This is a genomic window from Gordonia sp. J1A, from assembly GCF_055393515.1.
This window is the reverse complement of record NZ_AP041607.1, coordinates 3771933-3790761: the sequence shown is the minus strand read 5'-3', so window position 1 is coordinate 3790761 and position 18829 is coordinate 3771933. Positions and strand designations below refer to the sequence as shown.

Sequence of the window (18829 nt, the reverse complement as noted above, 5' to 3'; positions counted from 1 at the left end):
GTGAATCCGCGTCCCGTCATCGCGGCCGGGCGCCGCCACTCCGTCGGAGTCCGGCGGGACGGCCGCGTGGTCGCCGCAGGCAGGCCGAATGCTCCCGAGTGCGCCGTGAGCCACTGGCGTGAGGTGGTCGCCGTGGCGGCGGGCAACGTCCACGCCGCTGCCAACACCGGCCGCTCGCACACCGTCGGCTTGCGCGCCGACGGGACGGTGACGGCGACCGGGTGGAACGGCGACCGCCAGTGCGAGGTCTCCGACTGGACCGGGGTCGTCGCCATCGCCGCCGGCTGGCGCCGGACCCTCGGGGTCCTGGCCGACGGGACGGTGGCGGCCGCCGGACGCACCGCGGAAGGTGCGTGCGAGGTGGGCTGCTGGAGAGACGTGGTGGCTGTTGCGGCCGGAGACTGGCACTCAGTGGGCCTCCGCCATGACGGCACCGTGGTCGCGACGGGCAACGATCGTCGCGGCCAGTGCGAGGTCGCGGACTGGCGACGGGTCCGCGCTGTCGCCGCAGGCTCTCTGCACACGGTGGCGGTCACCCGCGACGGCCGGGTGCTGACCACCGGCGACGGCCTGGCCGAGACGGGCCGATGGCGAGGGATCGTCGACATCGCCGCGGGCAGCCACCACGTGCTGGGAGTCGACGAGCGCGGACGTGTGCTGGCCGCGGGGGACGACAGTCGCGGACAGTGCGCCGTGTCGTCGTGGCGGGATGTGGTCGCCGTCGCGGCGGGCGCGGAGCACAGCCTGGGCCTGCGAGCCGACGGAACGGTCCTGGCGGCGGGCAGCGACGCCGATCACCAGTGCGCGGTGGCCGGCTGGCGGTGCCGCTAGCCGAGGTAGACCGAGCCCCTGCGGCTCAGCATCCGGAAGAGGGTCTGCTGAATCTCCTCGCGGACGTGATCGGTGAGGTCGAAGACGGTCATCGGGTCGTCGGCGGCCGATTCGTCGTAACCGTCGGTCCGGATGGGCTTGCCGAAGTGGATGTGCCACTTGGACGGGAGGGGGATCACCCCGAGCGGCCCCAGCCACGGGAACAGCGGCGTGATCGGGAAGTACGGCAGACCGAGTGCCCGCGCCAGCGGTTTCAGGTCGGCGATCATCGGGTAGATCTCCTCCGATCCGACGATCGAGACCGGGATGATCGGCGCACCGGTGCGCAATGCGGTGGTCACGAATCCGCCGCGGCCGAAGCGCTGCAGCTTGTAGCGGTCCTTGTAGAGCTTGCCGATGCCCTTGTACCCCTCGGGCCACACCGCCGTGAGCTCCCCGCGACGCAGCAGCGCGTCGGCGTCGTCGTTGCACGCCAGGGTCGCGCCCACCCGCCGGGCCAGGTCTCCGACCACCGGCGTCTCGAACGCCATGTCGGCGGCCAGCAGTCGGAGGTACCTGCCCTCGGGATGGTTGTCGCGCACGGCGAGCGAGGTGATCACCGCGTCGATCGGGATCGATCCCGCATGGTTCGCCACCAGCAGGCCGGCTCCGGCGGTCGGCAGGTTCTCGACTCCGGTCACCTCTACACGGAACCACTTCTCGTACACCTGGCGCACTGCCGGGAAGAAGACCGATTCGGTGAAGTGTGGATCGAAACCGAACTCGTCCACCTCGTAGTCGCCGGTGAGCCGTTCCCTGATGAACCCGCTGGTGGCGATCAGCGAGTCCGCAATCGCCCCGCGCAGCCCACCGAGACTGAACAGCGGCGAATGCCGCACCGGTTCGACCGGGGCGGATGGTTCGTCGTGGAGTTCGATGCCCTCGTGGATCGGCGTCACGCCGGCGGCGGGGCGGCCGAAACCGTCGGTGTTCGGATGCCCGGTTCCCGCTGAACGTCGTTGCGCGTTCGGATCCGTGTAGAGCGCGATGACCTTCGCCGTACGCGAATCACCGGGCCGTTCGGCCGCTGCCATCTTCGATACCCCCGCTCTGGAAAACCCTGCTCATATCGTATGCGCGCGACACCGGTCTACTGAAGCCGCGTCGCCGCCGCGACGGCCTGATGCTCCAACGCCCGCCACGTGTCCGACGAGATCACCGGCTCGCTTCCGCCCCGCTCGATGAAATCGTCGAGCGTCTCCAGCGACGAATACCGCGGAACGAAGCCGAGCTCGGTCCGCATCCGGGTGGTGTCGAGAACCCGCCCGTAGGACAGGTACGAGGTGTTCTCCGACCGTATGCCCGGCAGGCCGCCGCCCTGCAGCACGCCCGTCAGCGGCGAGATCAACCCTGCCGGCACCGGAAGTTTCAGATGTCCTGCGCGGTACACCGACTGCGACAGCGTCACCACACCGTCGCCTGCGATGTTGAAGGTGCCCGGACGCCGGTTCAGGGTGGCGTGCTCGAGGGCGGCGAGCGCGTCCTCCTCGTGAAGGAACTGGAACCGGGGCTGACGCCCGAAGGCCGTCGGCACCACCGGCAGCGACAGATACGCGCTCATGCGGGTCCGGATCCGCGGGCCGAGGATCGACTGGAACCGCAGGATCGAGACGTCGATGTCCTGTCGGCGCCGCGCGAGTCCGCGCGCATAGCCCTCCATGTCGATCAGGTCGCGACCGTAGCCCCGCCGCGGCTCCTTGCGCGCCGGCGTGCCCTCCGAGAAGAAGCCCGGGTCGCTGGGCCCCGCACCGTAGACCATCGCACTCGAACGCAGCACCAGCCGCCGCACCGACGGGCTCCGCTGACACGCCGCGCAGACCTGCATGGTGCCGACCACGTTGAGTTCCTTGATCGCGGCGGTGTGCTCCACGCTGTCGAGGATCGACGGCGCCGCGTGCACCAAGGTGTCCACGTCGTAGCTCGCGATGGCCTTCGCGATCGCCGGACGCCGGATGTCCAGACGCAGGAAGTCGGCGCGTCCCATCCGGCGCATCAGCACCTTGGTCGGCACTCGGGAGTCGACGGCGACGACCCGTTCGATGTCGGGGTTCGCCGCCAATCGGGTGACCAGGTACCCGCCCAGGAAGGTGGACGCCCCGGTCACCAGCACTGAGCGCGGCGGCTGCTCGCCACTCCGGTCCTCGGTCATGGGCCCACTTTATCGCCGACCCCGCAAAGCACAGAACCCGCCACGAGGGCGGGTTCTGAGTGGCTCACTTGCCGAGCTTGCGGCGCTGGACTCGCGTGCGGCGCAGAAGCTTGCGGTGCTTCTTCTTCGACATGCGCTTGCGGCGCTTCTTGATTACGGAACCCATGGGGTCTCCCTCACGATCGGTACTGATGAACTCATGTGGCCTGGCCCGAGGACTCATGCCGGGCCGTCGCCGACAGGGGTTGCAACCAGGCGACAGCGACCTGACGGATAATCTTACCGATCGGACGAACGTGAGGCTAATCAGCCCCACGCCACCGTTCGGGCGGATCCGCCGGAGAGACGCCGAAACCCCCTCGGCGCGGGGCGCGAGGGGGATCGCAGGCGATCTCGACCGGTCAGCCGGCGTCGAAGTACGAGGTCTCCAAGTATTCGTGCACGGCCTTGGCGTGAACGCGGAACGACCGGCCGACGCGCACAGCCGGCAGTTCACCGTTGTGGACGAGTCGGTACACGGTCATCTTCGACACTCGCATCAGCGATGCGACTTCGGCGACGGTGAGGAACTGCGTGGCGGAGGAGTTGCCGACTCCGCGATCAGTGAATTCATTCCGTTCGCCGGGCTTTTCTGCAGCAGCCATGAAAATACCAACCTTCAGTGCACGCATCGCGGCCACCGGCTTCCCCTCCGGCGGACATCAGACACGTACGTGCTGCTAGCAGCCTAGCGTGACCAATGTGAAAAGTGCGACGTGAGTGGCGGAATCCCAGGGGTGCAACTCGCCGCGCCGACGGCAGATCCCGGATAAGCGCAGGCTGAGGCGCTACTGTTGCTCGCTTGCGGTCTCGGCGCCCAGCTGGACGCCTCCGCCCGAACCCTCAACTTCCACTCGACGTGCAGTTTTGGCGCTCGTCTCCGCGCAAGCCAGCGTGGCCTCGTTCACCGCATGCCGCAGGCCCTCGCGCTCGAACGCGCGCAACGCCGCCGCGGTGGTACCGGCGGGCGAGGTGACGGCCGCGCGCAGTTCCACCGGCGACAGTCCCGACTCGCTCAGGAGCAACCCGGCTCCCTTGATCGTCTGCACGGCCAGTTCGCTCGCCTGCGGACGGGTCAGTCCGAGCGCCACACCGGCGTCGATCATCGCCTCCACCATCAGGAAGAAGTACGCCGGACCGGAGCCGGAGATGGCGGTGACGGCGTCCATCAGCTTCTCGGGCACCACCATCACCTTGCCGACCGATTCGAGGAGGCGCACGGTGAGCGCCACCTGGTCGTCTTCGGCGTACCGGCCGGGGCTGACCGCCGACATGGCCTCGTTCACCAGCATCGGCGTATTCGGCATCACGCGGATGACCGGCGAACCGGCAGGCAGCGCCGCCTCGTACCGCGGCGTCGGAATACCTGCGACGAGGGTGACCGTGATCCGCTCCAGTTCGCCGTTGTCCTCGGCGACGGACAGCTTCTGCAGCACCATGTCGACGGCGTCCGGCTTCACCGCGATGAAGACCACGCGCGCCCCCTCGACGGCGTCGGGGATGTCGTCGGAGACCCGGACGCCGTAGTCGGCGACCAACTCGGCCGACCGCTCCGGCGAGCGCTCGGCGACCACCAGGTCCTTGACGGGTTTCCCCGCGCTGATCAGTCCGGCGAGGAGTGCCTCGCCGATCTTGCCGCCACCGATAATCGCGACCCGCTCGGTCATGGGCGATCACTACCTTTCACAGTTTGTCGAAGTCTTGCGTATCAGCGCCGGGGAGAGTCATCGCCCGGCGGGAGTCAGTGCCAGCTGCCGCGAGCGAGCCACCGTCGCACCGGTCGAGTCCACCACGATGTGGTCCTCGGCGAACATCCGCTGCCCCACCTCCTGGCTCTCGGCCGCGAATCGCAGCCATCCGGGAGCGGGGACTCTGGTCAGGTAGGTGGTCAGCTGCACCGTGGGAGCCCAGCCGAACATACCGAGGTTCATCACCACCGGAGGAGACAGGTCGCACACCAGGATCGGGAACCCCGCGCTCACGGCGACGGGCAGGCGGTCGGCGCATTTGGGTCGAGTCCAGCCGCGGACCACCGGGTCGCCGGTCTCGCCGCGAAGCGCCGGGAAACGGTCCATGTCCAGAACCACGTCGAGTGCCGCCCCGAGATGCACCACCTCGCCGACCGGCGTGGAGTAGAGGTCGGCCGAGCCCGCCGGCGGGGCGGCCGGCAGGTCAGCGACGCTCGAGTGGCCCCGGTAGCGCGCGTCTCCGTGATCCGGGCGCCCGAGCGTCACCGTGGACGTCACGCAGACGCGCTCGTCCTGGCGCACATCGACTCGCACCAGCGACACGGTCGCGCCGGTCTTCACCGACGACACCGTCACGTCGACCTCCGCCGGATCCGGAGCCCGGAGGAAATCACTCGAGACCGCCAGGACCGCCGCCTGCGGGTCCGGCCCGCCCAGATCGCGGTAGGCACGCTCGGCGGCGGCCGCGACCACCATCTGAACGCTCCCGCCGTGCACCTTGGGCCCGATCGTGAAGACCGGATCGATCCGGGCTCGATAGGTCGCGCGGCCGTCCGAGCTCACCCCGATCGGTTCCAGGTCGGTCAGGGAGGCCAGATCAGTCGTCATGCCGAGTGTCCTTCGGGTCGCGGTGAAGATGGGTGCGGGCGAAGTCCAGAGACCGCGCGAGCATCGCGGCGCGCTCGTTCCGGGTCCGCGCCGATCCGGTGTGCACTTCGAGGATCACGGCGCCGGAGAAATCGCTGTCGGCGAGCCTTTTGCACACTTCGATGCACGGCTGCGAGCCGTCCCCGGGGATCAGATGCTCGTCGTGGGCGGCGCCGGTGCCGTCGGTGAGGTGCAGATGCTCGAGTCCGTCCCCCATCCGCGTCTGCAGAGCGAGGGCGTCGGCGCCTGCCGTCGCGGCGTGGGAGAGGTCGAGGGTGTAGTGCTCGTATCCGTCCACCGTGGGATCGATGGACTTACCGAAGGCCGACGCGCTCGGTCCCGGAGACCCGCCCCGCTCGGCCATCCGCCTGGCCGCCTTGTGACCGGCGCCGAACAACCTGTCGGCCCGCATCGGGAACATGTTCTCCACGGCCACCGCCACATCGGAGGAGGCCTCCAGTTCTTTGACGAGATCGTCGAAGCCGCGCACGTAGTCGCGCTGCCAGCGGAAGGGCGGGTGGACGACGACCGTCGTCGCCCCCAGGTCTTCGGCCGCCTGCACCGATCGCCGCAGCTTGGCCTTCGGGTCACGTCCCCACACGCGCTGCGAGATCAGCAGGCACGGCGCGTGAACCGAGAGCACCGGCACCTGGTACCGAGCGGACAGATGGGCGACGTGGGCGATGTCTTGGCTCACACCCTCTCCCCACACCATCAACTCGACCCCGTCGTAGCCCAGATCGGCGGCGTAGCCGAACGCTGCTTCGGTGCTCTGCGGGTAGACCGACGCGGTGGACAGCCCGATCGGGATCGGGAAACGCAGTTGCGACACCGGGACCGACTCAGGCCGCCAGAAGGACCAGTGGCCCGATGGTCACCAGCATTCCGACGCCGAGAGCCAACAATGTGGTCGGCAGATCTCGTTTCCGCAGGACGTGGGCGAAGGTGACGATCGCGAAGATCACCACGACGGCCAGGATCAGCGCCAGGTAGATGTAGCGCTTCCACAGTTCGGTGAAGCCCCAGAACAGACCGGCACCGGCAGCCAGACCGATCACCACCTCGGCGATCAGACTCAGCCAGCCCATCAGTGCGGAGGGACTGTGCGACTTCCTGCGCTTCTCCGACTCCTCTTCGGCGAGGTGTTCGGCACGCTGCTGGGCTTCCATCTCGGCCTGGGCCTCTTCGGCCTCCGCGGCCTCCAGATCGGCGGCCGACGCGACACGGCGATGATCGTCGGCGACGTCGTCGCCTGCCACCGGCTCGGCCGCCGAGTCGGTGATCGGGCTCAACTGCGCGGTACCGACCAGATCGGGGTCCGGCTCCGGGCCCGGATCGGTGACGGCCGACCGGTACTCCAGCGGCGGCAGGTCGACGCCGACCAGATCGTCGCCGGGCACCGGCGCCAGCGGCGACTCGTCATCGTCGTCGACGATGGGGATGATTCCGGTCACCACATTCGGATCGGCGTCGTCTACGGGGTCGGGGAGCTTCGGTGCGGCGGGAACGTGCGACGGCATTCCGGATGCCCCGATGACCGGTCGCGTCGGGCGGTCGTCCTCGTCGGACTTGGGAAACGCGGAACCGCTCGACTCGGATCGAGCGATCAGTTCCGAGACCGTGATCGGCTTCGCGCGTGGTTCGGAATCCTTCGCCATACCTGGGGTACCCCCGTAAAAAGTCGATCGACTAGCCGGTGCTCACCATCGCCCCGGCCGGCTCCGCATCCAGACGACGGAGAATGACGCCCTCCCGCAGAGCCCACGGACAGATCTCAAGTGTATCCACACCGGTGGCCCTCATCGCCGCCTCCGCCACCAGTGCGCCGCCCACGATCTGCGCCGCGCGATCGGCGCTGACCCCCTCCAGATCGGCGCGATCGGCGGCCGTCATGCGCGAGATGAACGCGATCAGTTGACGCAGGCCGCTCACGGTGAGCGTCCGTCGCACCCGCGGCCCGGCACCGGAGGGCGCGGCACCGGTCAGACGCGCCAGCGACCGGAAGGTCTTCGACGAACCCACCGACAGATCCGGCTTCCCCGCGGCACGGAGTTCCTTGGCGGGCTGCTTCAGCTCGGCGTCGAGCCAGTCCCGCAGCACCGAGACGTGACGTTTGCTCGGCGGGTCGCCGGGCAGCCATTCGCGCGTCAGCCGCCCGGCGCCGAGCGGCAGCGACAGCGCGACATCCGGCTCCTCGTCGACCCCGTTGGTCATCTCCAGGCTGCCGCCGCCGATGTCGAAGGTGAGGATCCGGCCCGCGCTCCAGCCGTACCAGCGGCGTACCGCGAGGGAGGTCAGCCGCGCCTCGTCGACGCCTTCCAGTACGTCGACGGTGAGCCCGGAGGCCTTCTTGACCTGGTCGAGAACCTCTCCGGTGTTGGTGGCGTCGCGTACCGCGGAGGTCGCGAAGGCCATCACCTGCTCGCAGCCCGAGGCCTTGGCGATCCGGGTGAAGTCCTTGACTGTCGCGGTCAGCGAATCCGCACCGGCCTTGGTCATCTTTCCGGTGCCGTCGATCTCCTCCGCCAGCCGCAGCACCGCCTTCGTCGAACTCATCGGCGTCGGATGACCGCCCCGATGCGCGTCGACCACCAGCAGATGAACGGTGTTGCTGCCCACGTCGAGCACTCCTAATCGCACCTGACCAAAATTACTGCGCGGCGGACGGCGATGCGAGCCGAAGGTCTACCGTGGAGCGTTGTACCGATGGAGGAACCCCGTGTCTGGCTCTAGTAAGAAGCCCGGGAAGAAGCGGCGGAATGACCGCGTCCCCGAAGTGCCCCTCGACTTCCCGCGCGAGTGGTACGAGTTCGTCGACCCCGACGACGACGAGCACCTGATCAGCGCCGACCTGACGTGGCTGCTGTCGCGGTGGAACTGCGTCTTCGGCACCCCGGCGTGTCACGGAATCGTCGCCGGCCGGCAGTCGGACGGCTGCTGCACACACGGCGCCTACCTGACCGACGACGACGATCGCGAGAAGCTCGCCGCAGGAGTGGCGCTCCTGACGCGCGACGACTGGGAGCTCTTCGACCGCGGTTCGGGGCCTGACCCGCTCGGCGACGACGGCTACCTCGAGGAGGCCGAGGATCTGGAGGGCGAACCGTCGCTCAAGACCCGTCTGCACGACGGAGCGTGCATCTTCCTCAACCGCCCGGGATTCCCCGCCGGTCAGGGCTGTGCGCTGCATTCGATGGCGCTGCGCCGCGGCATCGAGCCGCTGACGGTGAAACCCGAGGTCTGCTGGCAGTTGCCGATGCGCCGCGAGCAGGACTGGGTGAGCAGGCCGGACGGCAGTGAGATCCTCAAGACCACGCTCACGGAGTTCGACCGCCGGGGCTGGGGCGAGGGCGGGCATGACCTCGATTGGTACTGCTCCGGCTCACCCGAGGCGCACACGGGCGCCAAGCAGGTCTTCGAGTCGTACCGGCCCGAATTGATCGAGCTCATCGGCGAGGCCGCCTACGAGGTTCTCGCGGCGGCCTGCCGCCGGCGCAACGACCTCGGACTCGTCGCGGTGCATCCGGCGACCGCCGCGGCCACCTCCCGCCGAAGCACCGACATCAAGTACGAACAGCTGTGACCGCACCGGCCCGCTGCGCTGTCAGGGCTCCAATCTGTCAGGGCTCGAACTTGTATCCGAGGCCGCGGACGGTGATGAGATGGCGCGGCTGCGACGGATCGGGCTCGACCTTCGAACGCAGACGCTTCACGTGCACGTCGAGCGTCTTGGTGTCGCCGACGTAATCGGCGCCCCACACCCGGTCGATCAGCTGGCTGCGGGTGAGCACCCGGCCGGAGTTCCGGAGCAGATACTCGAGGAGGTCGAACTCCTTGAGCGGCAGCGTGACCTCCTCGCCCGAGACCGTCACGGTGTGCCGCTGGACGTCCATCCGCACCGGTCCCACCTCGACGACGCCGATGGCGGCGTCCTCGTCGTCGGCCACCACTCCACCGCGCCGCAGGACCGCGCGGATGCGGGCGATGAGCTCGCGTGCCGAGTACGGCTTGGTGACGTAGTCGTCGGCCCCCAGCTCCAGTCCGACGACCTTGTCGATCTCACTGTCACGCGCGGTCACCATGATGACCGGCACCGCCGACTTGGCCCGGATCGACTTGCAGATCTCGGTGCCGGAGACACCCGGCAGCATCAGGTCGAGCAGGACGATGTCGGGATTGACTCGCTCGAAGGTCGAGACCGCCTCCGAACCGTCGTTGACGATGCTGGCCTCGAACCCCTCCTTACGGAGCAGGAAGGCCAGCGGATCGGCCAGCGATTCCTCGTCTTCGACAATCAGTACGTGCGTCAACTCGTGAGTTCCTCTGCGTTCGTCGACCCGTCGTCGCTCGGTGAAGCCGGGTCGATGGGGATGTACAGGCTGAAGGTCGATCCGGTTCCGGGCCGACTCCACAGTCCGATGTGACCGCCATGACTGGCCGCCACGTGCTTGACGATCGCCAGCCCGAGCCCGGTGCCGCCGGTCGCGCGCGACCGCGCCTTGTCGACGCGGAAGAACCTCTCGAAGACCCGCTGCTGGTCGGCGGGTGCGATCCCGATACCGCGGTCGGTGACCGCGATCACGACCATCTCCTCGTCGTCGAGATTCACCACCTTGCGGCTCACCGAGACCACCTCGCCCGCGGGCGAGTGATTGATGGCGTTCACCAGGAGATTCGACAGTGCGGTCAGCAGCAGGGTGCGGTCGCCCTGGATCTGCAGTCCGCTGGCCGCATCCGCGACGAGTTCGATCTCGGCGACCTCCGCGGAGACGCCGGCGGCGGCCACCGCATCCTCCACCAGCGAGTCGACGTCGACCGCCTGGAACTCGGGGATCCGGCCCTCCTGCAGGCGCGACAGCCCGATCAGCTCGTTGACCAGCGTGCCCATCCGGGTCGCTTCCTTCAGCACCCGACGGCCGAAGTGCTCCACCGCCTGGGGGTCGTCGCGCGACTCGAGCATCGCCTCGGCCATCAGGCTGATGGCGCCGAGCGGCGTCTTCAACTCGTGTGAGACGTTGGCGGCGAAGTCGCGTCGCGTGGCCTCCACCCGTTGATTGGTGGAGTCGTCGTCGCCGAACACCAGGGCGTACCGCTCGCCGTCTCGGGACGCGAGCCGTGCGATGCAGCGGACGTTCTCCACCTGCCGCGGCATGGTGCGGCCCGTCGACAGGAAGCCCAGCGACGAATGCGGCGGAACGAAATCGAAATGCCGATCGATGCCGGTGACGAAGACCTCGGTGACGGCCTCGGCCACTCCGTCGGCGATCGTGTCGCGAACCATGCCGAGTTCGACGGCGCGCTTGTTGTAGAGGACCACGTTGTGGAACTCGTCGACGGCGACCATCCCGGTGGTGGTGTGCGCGACGATCAGTCCGAGGAGGTCGGGCCTCGACCGGCCGTCGTCGACGATCACCAGATCTTCCAGTGGTGTGTCCTCCGAACCGGATTCGTCAGATCGGGTACTCACCGTGATCGCGTCTTCCGCCGCACGACTCCCTGCTTCGCCTCAACGACATTCGAACAGAATGTGTCCGATCGCCGGACACATCCCGAAGCTTACGTCGGATCGACGGGTGTTCGCAGCCTGGGCGAACAGTTTTCGGCGCTCGTTCACGCCGGGTTCTCCTGGGTTGCGGGGAGATTAACGATCAGGAGACGACGATGTCCGAGTACTCGGGGTGCTTCTCGACGTACTTCTGAACATACGAACAGACGGGCACGACCCGCTGCCCGTTGGCGCGAACGTCCTCGAGAACGTGTTTGACCAACTGGGCCGCGAAGCCGCGCCCGCCGAAGCGCTCGTAGACGACGGTGTGGGTCAGCGCGAGCCGATCACCGTCCTGCGTGTAGTCGATGTACCCGACCTCGACCGGTTCACCGTCTCCGTCGGTCAGATGGGCGCGGTAGCGCTCCTGCACCGAGAGATGGGTGACCTCTAGAGTACCGTCAGTCATACGTACCAATGTAGCGCAGGCCACACCGGCGGCGCCATGCGGATTCGGGCTACTTATTGCCCTGCGCCGCAACGGCTGCCGCACCCGCGGCCGCGGCCTCGGGATCCAGGTACACCCCGCCCGCGGTGGTCGGGCGGAGGTCGTCGCCGAGGTCGTAGCGCAGCGGGTTGCCGGTCGGGATGTTCAGCCCGGCGATGTCGGCGTCCGAGATGCCGTCCAGGTGCTTCACCAGTGCCCGCAGAGAGTTGCCGTGGGCGGCGACCAGAACGTTCTTACCGGCGCGCAGGTCCGCCTCGATGGCCTCGGTGTAGTACGGGATCAGCCGCTCGACCACGTCCTGAAGGCACTCGGTGAGGGGCACCTCGATGCCGGCGTAGCGCGGATCGCCGACCTGGCTGTACTCGCTGTCGGGCGCGATCGCGGGCGGCGGGGTGTCGTAGCTGCGGCGCCACAGCATGAACTGCTCGTCGCCGTACTTCGCCTTCGTCTCCGCCTTGTTGAGCCCCTGCAGCGCGCCGTAGTGACGCTCGTTGAGCCGCCAGTCGCGGACCACCGGGATCCAGTGACGGTCGGCGGTGTCGAGCGCGATCTGCGCGGTGGTGATGGCACGGCGCAGCAGCGACGTGTACAGAACGTCGGGCAGCAGATCGTGCTCCACCAGCAGTTCTCCCGCACGGACGGCTTCCGCCCGTCCCTTGTCGGTCAGGGCGACGTCGACCCAGCCGGTGAACTGGTTGGACGCGTTCCATTCGCTCTCGCCGTGTCGCATCAGGATCAGGGTGCCGTTGCTCATGCCGCATAGTTTCCCATACGGCCGCGGCGGTCGAGCGACCGAGTGACGCGCCCCGACCGCCTACTTCCGCAGATCCTTGCGGAGGATCTTGCCGGAGGCCGACTTGGGGACGGCCGAGATGAACTCGACGGCCCGGACCTTCTTGTACGGCGCGACGCGTTCGGCGGTGAACGCCATGACCTCGTCCGCGGTCAGCTCCGCGCCCTCGGCGACCACGACGAAGGCCTTCGGGATCTTCCTCGCCGTCGGCGTCGAGCGCGCCGACCACCGCGACGTCGGCGATCTTCGGATGCGTCAGCAGCAGCGCCTCCAGCTCGGCCGGCGGAACCTGATAACCCTTGTACTTGATGAGCTCCTTGAGCCGGTCGACGATCGTGACGCAGCCGGTCGAGTCGACCGTCGCCATGTCGCCGGTGCGCAGCCAGCCGCCCTCGACGATGGTCTCGGCGGTCGCCGCCTCGTTGTTGAGGTAGCCGACCATCACGTTGGGTCCGCGGACCCACAGCTCACCGGGCTCGGACACGCCGTCGGCGGGGATGTCGATGTCCTCCCCGGTGGCCGGATCGACGATCCGGTTCTCCGAGTTCGGTACGGCCCAGCCGACCGACGACAGCGGTGCCTCGACACCGCGCGTGCCCGTACCGCCGTCGAACGGGATCAGGTGGCTCACCGGCGAGAGCTCGCTCATGCCGAAGCCCTGCAGCATGTGCAGGCCGAGACGCTTGGCCACAGCTCGACCCAGTTCCTCGTCCAGCGGCGCCGCGCCGGAGAGCATGGTGTGCAGCGACGACAGATCGTACTGATCGACGATCGGATGCTTGGCGAGCGCGACGGCCACGGGCGGCGCGATGAAGGCATAGGTGACCTTGTGCTTCTGGATGCCCTCGAGGAACTCGACGAGGTCGAAGCGCGGCATCACGAACAGGCTCGCCCGGGCCTTGAGTGCGGCGTTCAGGAGCACCGTCATGCCGTAGATGTGGAAGAACGGGAGGACGGCGAGGATCACGTCGTCGGACTTCATCCCCTGCAGCGGCTCGATCTGCGCGACGTTGGCGACCAGGTTGCGGTGACTGAGCATCACGCCCTTGGGGTTGCCGGTGGTGCCCGAGCTGTACGGCAGCACCGCGATGTGGGTGGCCGGGTCGAAGCTCACCTCCGGTGCGCGATGCCCTCCGCCCAGGAGTTCGGCGGCGTTCGGATGCCCGGTGGCCGCCTGGCCCTCGCCGTCGAGCACGATCACGGCGTCGTCCGCCAGTCCCACCTCGCGGGCCGCCTCGATCGCGGCCGGCGCGAGCAGTGAGATGGTGATGAGCAGTTTCGCCTCGGAGTCGAGGAGTTGCTTCTTGATCTCGGGTGCGGTGAACAGTGCGTTGAGCGTGGTGGCGGTCGCGCCGGAGCGGAGCACGCCGTGGAACACCGTGGCGAACGCCGGGATGTTGGGCGACAGGATCGCGACCACGTCGCCGACGCCGAGCCCGCGCGCCGCGATCGCACCCGCCGCGGCGTCGATCTGTCCGACCAACTGCCGGTACGTGGTCTGCGCACCCGACTTCGAGTCGATGAGCGCGACCCGGTCGAGGTCGTTCTCCTCGAGTCCACCGAACAGGTAGTCGTAGACGCTGACGTTCGGGATCTCGACGTCGGGATACGGCGATGCGAAGCTCATGGTGACCCTTCTGGAGATGACGGGATATTCGACAATGGGCATTGTCGTGTTGGTCAGGTCCCCACGCTACCCGACATTCGAGACACTACGACGGGGCTGTTCCGGCGTCGCCGACCGACCACACCGGTTCCGCGTCGGGATCGTCGAGGGGCGCGATCTGCGGCAGATCGTCCTCGTCGATCAGATGCTCGAAGGCCGCGAGGTTCCGCATCGACTCGCCCCGGGCCTTGCGCCAGGCCCATTCGCGACGGATCGAGGTGAGGAAACCGATCTCGAGGATCTGATTGAAGTCGCCGTCGGCGGCCTCGAGGACCTGGCCGAGCACCCGGTCCACCTCGGTGCGCGAGAGCGCCTCCGCGGAGATCCGCCCCACCAGGTAGATGTCGCCGACGTTGTCGAGGGTGTACGCCACCCCGTAGAGCCGGCGATTGCGTTTGAGGAGATACCGGTACACGGCCTCGAGGTTCTCGTCCGCGCGGCGGCAGACGAAGGCCTCCACTCGGACCCCGTGCGCGCCGGCGGTGAGCAGCACCGTGGTCTTGAGCTTCCGTTCTCCGGGAAGCTCAAGAACGAAGTGCTCGGACTTCGCACCGCCCGACGACTTCCGGACGTACTCGATGCCGGTCTCGTCCAGAGCGGCGCTCAGGGCCGCGGCCGTCTCGTCTGCGTTCACACCATCACCCTCGATCGGTTCCTCCAGCGTCGGATGCCGAATCGCCCGGCATCGCGTCGAACGTCGCCGCCGAACGCCGCGATCGCTCGGTCGTAACTCTCCAGCAGCGCGTCGGTGGTGTGCTCCCACGAGAACTGCCGCGCATGCAGAGCGGCCGCCCGCCCCATTCCCGCGCGGCGATCCGGGTCGGCGACGAGTTCGGCGAGGCGGTCGGTCCAGACGCCGATGTCGTGACCGTCCACCAGCACACCGGTGCGGCCATCGTCCACCGCCACGCCGAGTCCGCCCACGCGCGCGGCGATCACCGGCACTCCGCACGCCTGCGCCTCGATCGCGACCAGCCCGAAGCTCTCCGAGTAACTCGGCACCGCCACCAGATCGGACGCCCGGTAGACGTGCACCAGCCGCTCCGGCGGCTGCGGCGGCAGGAAGTCGACGCGGTCGGCGATTCCCAGTTGCCGAGTGAGGTCCATGAGTGCCGACGGCCGGGCCAGTCCGCTGCCCGACGGTCCGCCCACCACCAGCACGCGCAGACGCCCGGAGAAGTCGCCCGCGATCAGCGGCGCCATCGCCGAGACCAGGACGTCCGGCGCCTTCAAGGGCTGGATCCGGCCGACGAAGGTGACGAGCACATCGTTCTGATCCAGCCCGAGCGCGGCGCGGGAGGCCGCTCGGTCGCCCGGGGAGTAGCGGTCCAGATCGGCGCCGGGCACCACCACGTCGATGCGGGAGGGATCGGCGCCGTACATCTGGACCAGTTCGCCGTCCTCGGTGGCGGTGTTCGCGACGAGACGGTCCGCTTCGTCGACCACCTGCTGCTCACCGACCACACGCAGCATCGGCTCGGCGGCGTCCCCCGCCGCCAGCGAGGCGTTCTTGACCGCGGCGAGCGTGTGCGCGGTGTGCACGAGCGGCACTCCCCAGCGGTCGCGCGCGAGCCAGCCGACCTGGCCCGAGAGCCAGTAGTGGGAGTGGATCAGGTCGTAGTAGCCGGGCTCCTGGGCGGCCTCCGCCCGCAGTACGTTCGCCGAGAACGCGCACAACTGGCTCGGCAGGTCACGCTTGTCGAGGCCGTCGAAGGGACCCGCGACCACATTGCGCACGGTGACCCCGGGGGCGGCCGCGACCACCGGCGCGTCCGCCGACGACGTGGCACGCGTGAAGATCTCGACCTCCACACCGCGGCGCGCCAGCCTGGTGGCCGTCTGCCAGACGTAGACGTTCATTCCTCCGGCGTCACCGGTGCCCGGCTGCGCCAACGGGGAGGTGTGCACCGAGATCAGAGCGATGCGTCTCGGGGCGGAGCCAGCGGTCATGACCCCAGCCTAATGCGGCCGGCCGCGCTCGACACATGCGCAGGCGGCGACTCATGCGCACTTGAGCATCGCTTCGACATCAACGGCACCCCGGTAATACACTTTCCCGGTAACGATTTTCATTATCTTCCAAAGGAACCTCCCGATGACGAAGACCGGGTCCGCGCGCCGCGCCCTCCTGGCGCCCCTCGCCCTCCTCATCGCCGTCGTTGCCGCCGCATGCGGCGGCAACGACGGTCCCGCGCCCACCGACAAACCCGTCGTCGTCGCGTCCACCGACGTGTGGGCCTCCGTCGCGAGCGCGGTGGGCGGCGAACACGCCGACGTCAGCGCCCTGTACACCTCGCCCGACGGCGATCCCCACGAGTTCGAGCCGTCGAGTGCGGATACCGCTCGCGTCCAGGACGCCAACCTCATCGTCATGAACGGCGACCACTACGACCACTTCATGGAGGAGGCGGCCGCCGACGCGAAGGGTGCCGAGGTGGTGGCCGCGGACGTGCGGTCGGACAAGACGCGCGGCAACGAGCACGTCTTCTACGACCTCGCCGCCGTCGCCGACACCGCGAACGCGATCGCGAACGAGCTCGCCGAGATCGCCCCGGCCCACGCCGCCTACTACCGCGACCGCGCCGGCGTCTTCAACAGCCAGATCAACGGACTGCGGGCCGCTCTGGCCGACATCAAGGCGCACCACGACGGCACCGAGGTGGCGTCCACCGAACCGCTCGCCGCGGCCGTCCTCACCGACGCCGGACTGGTCGACATCGCTCCCCCGGGCTTCGTCGACGCCGTCGAGCAGGGACAGTCGCCGTCGGCCGCCGACCGCGCGAAGTTCGACGACCTGCTGACCCAGCACCGCGCCAAGGTCCTGATCTACAACCGCCAGGCCGTCGACCCGAGCACTCAGGCCGTGCTCGACACCGCCCGCAAGGCGCGAATCCCGGTGGTCGAGTTCACCGAGAGCCTGCCCGAGGGCGTGACCGACTACATCGCGTGGCAGCGCGGTCAGATCGATGCGCTGGCGAAGGCGTTGAACGGATGACCGACGCGGTACTCAGCTTTCGCGACGTCGGACTGCAGTTCGGCGACCGCGTCCTCTGGCGCGGCCTCGACCTCGACATCGCGCCCGGCGAGTTCATCGCCGTCCTCGGCCCCAACGGTTCGGGCAAGACCTCACTGCTGCGCGCGATCCTCGGCGAGACCGTACCCACCACCGGGACCATCTCCGCACACGGCAGTCTCGGATACGTGCCGCAGCAGCACGCCGAGGACTCCGACACGATGATGCTGCGCGGCCGCGACCTGGTCGGTTTCGGCGTCGACGGCTCCGCTTGGGGCATCGGGCTGCGCGGTATGTCCCGCCGGCGCACCGCCGTCGACTCGGCGCTCCGACAGGTCGGCGCCACCGGCTTCGCGGACCGGCCGCTGGGGCTGCTGTCGGGCGGCGAGCAGCAACGGCTCCGGATAGCGCAGGCGCTCACCCGCGACCCGGCCATCCTCCTGTGCGACGAGCCGCTCGCCAGTCTCGATCTCGCGAGCCAGCGGGTGGTGGTCGATCTGCTCGACGCCCGGAGGCGGCGTGATGACACCGCGGTCCTGTTCGTCACTCACGAACTCAATCCGGTGCTGCCGTTCGTCGACCGCGTGCTCTACCTGGCCGGCGGATCGTTCCGCATCGGCGCGGTCGAAGAGGTGATGAACACGCGCACCCTGACCGAGCTGTACGGCAGCCCGGTGGAGGTGCTCCGGATCGGCGGGCGGCTCGTGGTGATCGGAGGCGAGGACGATCACCACTGCGTCGCTCATCAGTATCCGGGCGACGTACTCGGGACCGACGCCGGATTCGCGGTCGCCGGGGAGGATCTGTGATCGCGCCGACGACGACCGTGCTCGCCGCCGACATCGGCAACTTCTGGAACTTCTCGCAGACGGCAGACCTGCTCTCCCGCGGCTTCGTTCAGCAGTCGGTGCTCGCCATCGCGTTGCTCGCGCTGCTCGGCGGCCTGCTGGGTCCGTTGATCGTCGCACGGCAGATGAGTTTCGCCGTCCACGGTGCCGCAGAGCTCTCGTTCACCGGTGCGGCCGCGGCGCTGCTCGCCGGCGTGGGCGTGAACATCGGCGGCGTGATCGGCGCGGTGTTCGCGGCCGCGGTGTTCGGGCTCCTGGGTCGCCGCGCGAGGGAACGGGACTCGGTGATCGGTGCCGTCATGGCCTTCGGCCTCGGTCTCGGCGTGCTGTTCTTGAGCCTCTACGGCCGGGTCGGCACCGGCTTCGCACTGCTGGCCGGGCAGGTGGCGAGTGTCGGACGCACCGGGCTGATCGCCGTCGCGGTGACCGCGGCGGTCGTGGTGGTGGTGTACGCGATCATCTACCGTCCGCTGATGTTCGCCAGCCTGGATCCGCGGGTCGCCGCGGCGTCCGGCGTCCCGGTGCGGCTGCTGTCGGTGGTGTTCGCGATCCTGGTCGGTCTCGCGGCCGCGCAGGGCGTGCAGATCATCGGCGCCCTGCTGGTGATGAGCCTGCTGATCACTCCGGCCGCAGCGGCGGTCCGGCTGTCGGCCAATCCGACGGTCGTGGTGGTGCTGTCGGTCGTCTTCGCCGGAGTCTCCGCCATCGGCGGGCTCATCCTGTCGCTCGCGCCCGAACTCCCCGTGTCGGTGATGGTCACCACCATCTCGTTCGCCATCTACCTCGTCTGCCGCGTGGTGGGGATGCGGTCGCGCGACTGAGGCGGCGGCCGAGCGACGCTCC

The 18829-nt window shown here is 68.7% G+C and carries 20 protein-coding genes and 1 pseudogene; 5 read left to right on the top strand and 16 right to left on the bottom strand.

Annotation, left to right across the window (positions count from 1 at the left end):
- Entirely contained in the window at nucleotides 1-831 is an 831-nt protein-coding gene (locus ACZ5QD_RS17675; protein ID WP_006894300.1) for an RCC1 domain-containing protein, read from the top strand.
- Here ACZ5QD_RS17675 and ACZ5QD_RS17670 read toward each other — a convergent pair.
- The 9 genes from ACZ5QD_RS17670 to ACZ5QD_RS17630 all read right to left on the bottom strand — a co-directional run bounded on the left by ACZ5QD_RS17670 (nucleotide 828) and on the right by ACZ5QD_RS17630 (nucleotide 8313).
- Complete coding sequence (locus ACZ5QD_RS17670) at nucleotides 828-1904, bottom strand: lysophospholipid acyltransferase family protein (protein WP_006894299.1); 1077 nt, start codon at nucleotides 1902-1904, stop codon at nucleotides 828-830. The two genes, ACZ5QD_RS17675 and ACZ5QD_RS17670, sit on opposite strands and share 4 nt — an antisense overlap.
- A 56-nt stretch (nucleotides 1905-1960) precedes the next feature.
- On the bottom strand, nucleotides 1961-3019 hold the full coding sequence (locus ACZ5QD_RS17665; RefSeq protein WP_006894298.1) for an NAD-dependent epimerase/dehydratase family protein: 1059 nt from the start codon (nucleotides 3017-3019) through the stop codon (nucleotides 1961-1963).
- Between the two features lie 64 nt (nucleotides 3020-3083).
- Nucleotides 3084-3185 carry a 30S ribosomal protein bS22 gene (locus tag ACZ5QD_RS17660; protein WP_003402602.1) on the bottom strand — a complete coding sequence of 34 codons (102 nt, stop codon included), beginning with the start codon at nucleotides 3183-3185 and terminating at the stop codon, nucleotides 3084-3086.
- 235 nt (nucleotides 3186-3420) lie between these two features.
- Nucleotides 3421-3663: a helix-turn-helix domain-containing protein gene (locus ACZ5QD_RS17655; RefSeq protein ID WP_039866574.1), complete on the bottom strand. Its 243-nt coding sequence runs from the start codon at nucleotides 3661-3663 to the stop codon at nucleotides 3421-3423.
- Nucleotides 3664-3846: 183 nt separating this feature from the next.
- Complete coding sequence (gene proC, locus ACZ5QD_RS17650) at nucleotides 3847-4725, bottom strand: pyrroline-5-carboxylate reductase (RefSeq protein WP_006894296.1); 879 nt, start codon at nucleotides 4723-4725, stop codon at nucleotides 3847-3849.
- A gap of 57 nt (nucleotides 4726-4782) precedes the next feature.
- Nucleotides 4783-5634: a thioesterase family protein gene (locus ACZ5QD_RS17645; protein ID WP_006894295.1), complete on the bottom strand. Its 852-nt coding sequence runs from the start codon at nucleotides 5632-5634 to the stop codon at nucleotides 4783-4785.
- Entirely contained in the window at nucleotides 5624-6505 is an 882-nt protein-coding gene (locus tag ACZ5QD_RS17640; protein ID WP_006894294.1) for a sugar phosphate isomerase/epimerase family protein, read from the bottom strand. Before ACZ5QD_RS17640 ends, ACZ5QD_RS17645 begins: the two co-directional genes overlap by 11 nt.
- A gap of 10 nt (nucleotides 6506-6515) precedes the next feature.
- On the bottom strand, nucleotides 6516-7331 hold the full coding sequence (locus tag ACZ5QD_RS17635; protein WP_006894293.1) for a hypothetical protein: 816 nt from the start codon (nucleotides 7329-7331) through the stop codon (nucleotides 6516-6518).
- A 31-nt stretch (nucleotides 7332-7362) separates the two neighbouring features.
- A complete protein-coding gene (locus ACZ5QD_RS17630; RefSeq protein ID WP_006894292.1) occupies nucleotides 7363-8313 on the bottom strand; it encodes a Ppx/GppA family phosphatase in 951 nt (316 codons plus the stop codon).
- A gap of 79 nt (nucleotides 8314-8392) precedes the next feature.
- On the opposite strand from ACZ5QD_RS17630, the gene ACZ5QD_RS17625 reads away from it, so the two are divergent.
- Nucleotides 8393-9256, top strand: a complete 864-nt coding sequence (locus tag ACZ5QD_RS17625) for a DUF3109 family protein (RefSeq protein WP_464366984.1) — start codon at nucleotides 8393-8395, stop codon at nucleotides 9254-9256.
- Nucleotides 9257-9293: 37 nt separating this feature from the next.
- Here ACZ5QD_RS17625 and ACZ5QD_RS17620 read toward each other — a convergent pair whose 3' ends face one another.
- The 7 genes and pseudogenes from ACZ5QD_RS17620 to mshA all read right to left on the bottom strand — a co-directional run bounded on the left by ACZ5QD_RS17620 (nucleotide 9294) and on the right by mshA (nucleotide 16075).
- Nucleotides 9294-9983, bottom strand: a complete 690-nt coding sequence (locus tag ACZ5QD_RS17620; RefSeq protein ID WP_006894290.1) for a response regulator transcription factor — start codon at nucleotides 9981-9983, stop codon at nucleotides 9294-9296.
- A complete protein-coding gene (locus ACZ5QD_RS17615; RefSeq protein ID WP_006894289.1) occupies nucleotides 9980-11140 on the bottom strand; it encodes a sensor histidine kinase in 1161 nt (386 codons plus the stop codon). Before ACZ5QD_RS17615 ends, ACZ5QD_RS17620 begins: the two co-directional genes overlap by 4 nt.
- A gap of 181 nt (nucleotides 11141-11321) precedes the next feature.
- Nucleotides 11322-11627, bottom strand: coding sequence for a GNAT family N-acetyltransferase (locus tag ACZ5QD_RS17610; RefSeq protein WP_006894288.1), 306 nt, complete (start codon nucleotides 11625-11627; stop codon nucleotides 11322-11324).
- A 49-nt stretch (nucleotides 11628-11676) separates the two neighbouring features.
- Entirely contained in the window at nucleotides 11677-12420 is a 744-nt protein-coding gene (locus ACZ5QD_RS17605) for a phosphoglyceromutase (RefSeq protein WP_006894287.1), read from the bottom strand.
- A 60-nt stretch (nucleotides 12421-12480) separates the two neighbouring features.
- Nucleotides 12481-14086, bottom strand: a pseudogene (locus tag ACZ5QD_RS17600) (AMP-binding protein).
- Nucleotides 14087-14171: 85 nt separating this feature from the next.
- Nucleotides 14172-14759 (bottom strand): type III secretion system chaperone family protein, encoded by a 588-nt coding sequence (locus ACZ5QD_RS17595; protein ID WP_006894284.1) that lies wholly within the window; start codon nucleotides 14757-14759, stop codon nucleotides 14172-14174.
- A complete protein-coding gene (mshA, locus tag ACZ5QD_RS17590) occupies nucleotides 14756-16075 on the bottom strand; it encodes a D-inositol-3-phosphate glycosyltransferase (protein ID WP_278126068.1) in 1320 nt (439 codons plus the stop codon). Before mshA ends, ACZ5QD_RS17595 begins: the two co-directional genes overlap by 4 nt.
- Nucleotides 16076-16220: 145 nt before the next feature.
- On the opposite strand from mshA, the gene ACZ5QD_RS17585 reads away from it, so the two are divergent.
- Genes ACZ5QD_RS17585 through ACZ5QD_RS17575 form a run of 3 tightly spaced genes read left to right on the top strand, consistent with a single transcriptional unit; the run spans nucleotide 16221 to nucleotide 18807 of the window.
- A complete protein-coding gene (locus ACZ5QD_RS17585) occupies nucleotides 16221-17120 on the top strand; it encodes a metal ABC transporter solute-binding protein, Zn/Mn family (protein WP_278126066.1) in 900 nt (299 codons plus the stop codon).
- Entirely contained in the window at nucleotides 17117-17947 is an 831-nt protein-coding gene (locus tag ACZ5QD_RS17580) for a metal ABC transporter ATP-binding protein (RefSeq protein WP_464366983.1), read from the top strand. Before ACZ5QD_RS17585 ends, ACZ5QD_RS17580 begins: the two co-directional genes overlap by 4 nt.
- Nucleotides 17944-18807 carry a metal ABC transporter permease gene (locus tag ACZ5QD_RS17575; protein ID WP_464366982.1) on the top strand — a complete coding sequence of 288 codons (864 nt, stop codon included), beginning with the start codon at nucleotides 17944-17946 and terminating at the stop codon, nucleotides 18805-18807. Before ACZ5QD_RS17580 ends, ACZ5QD_RS17575 begins: the two co-directional genes overlap by 4 nt.
- Nucleotides 18808-18829 lie beyond the last annotated feature (22 nt).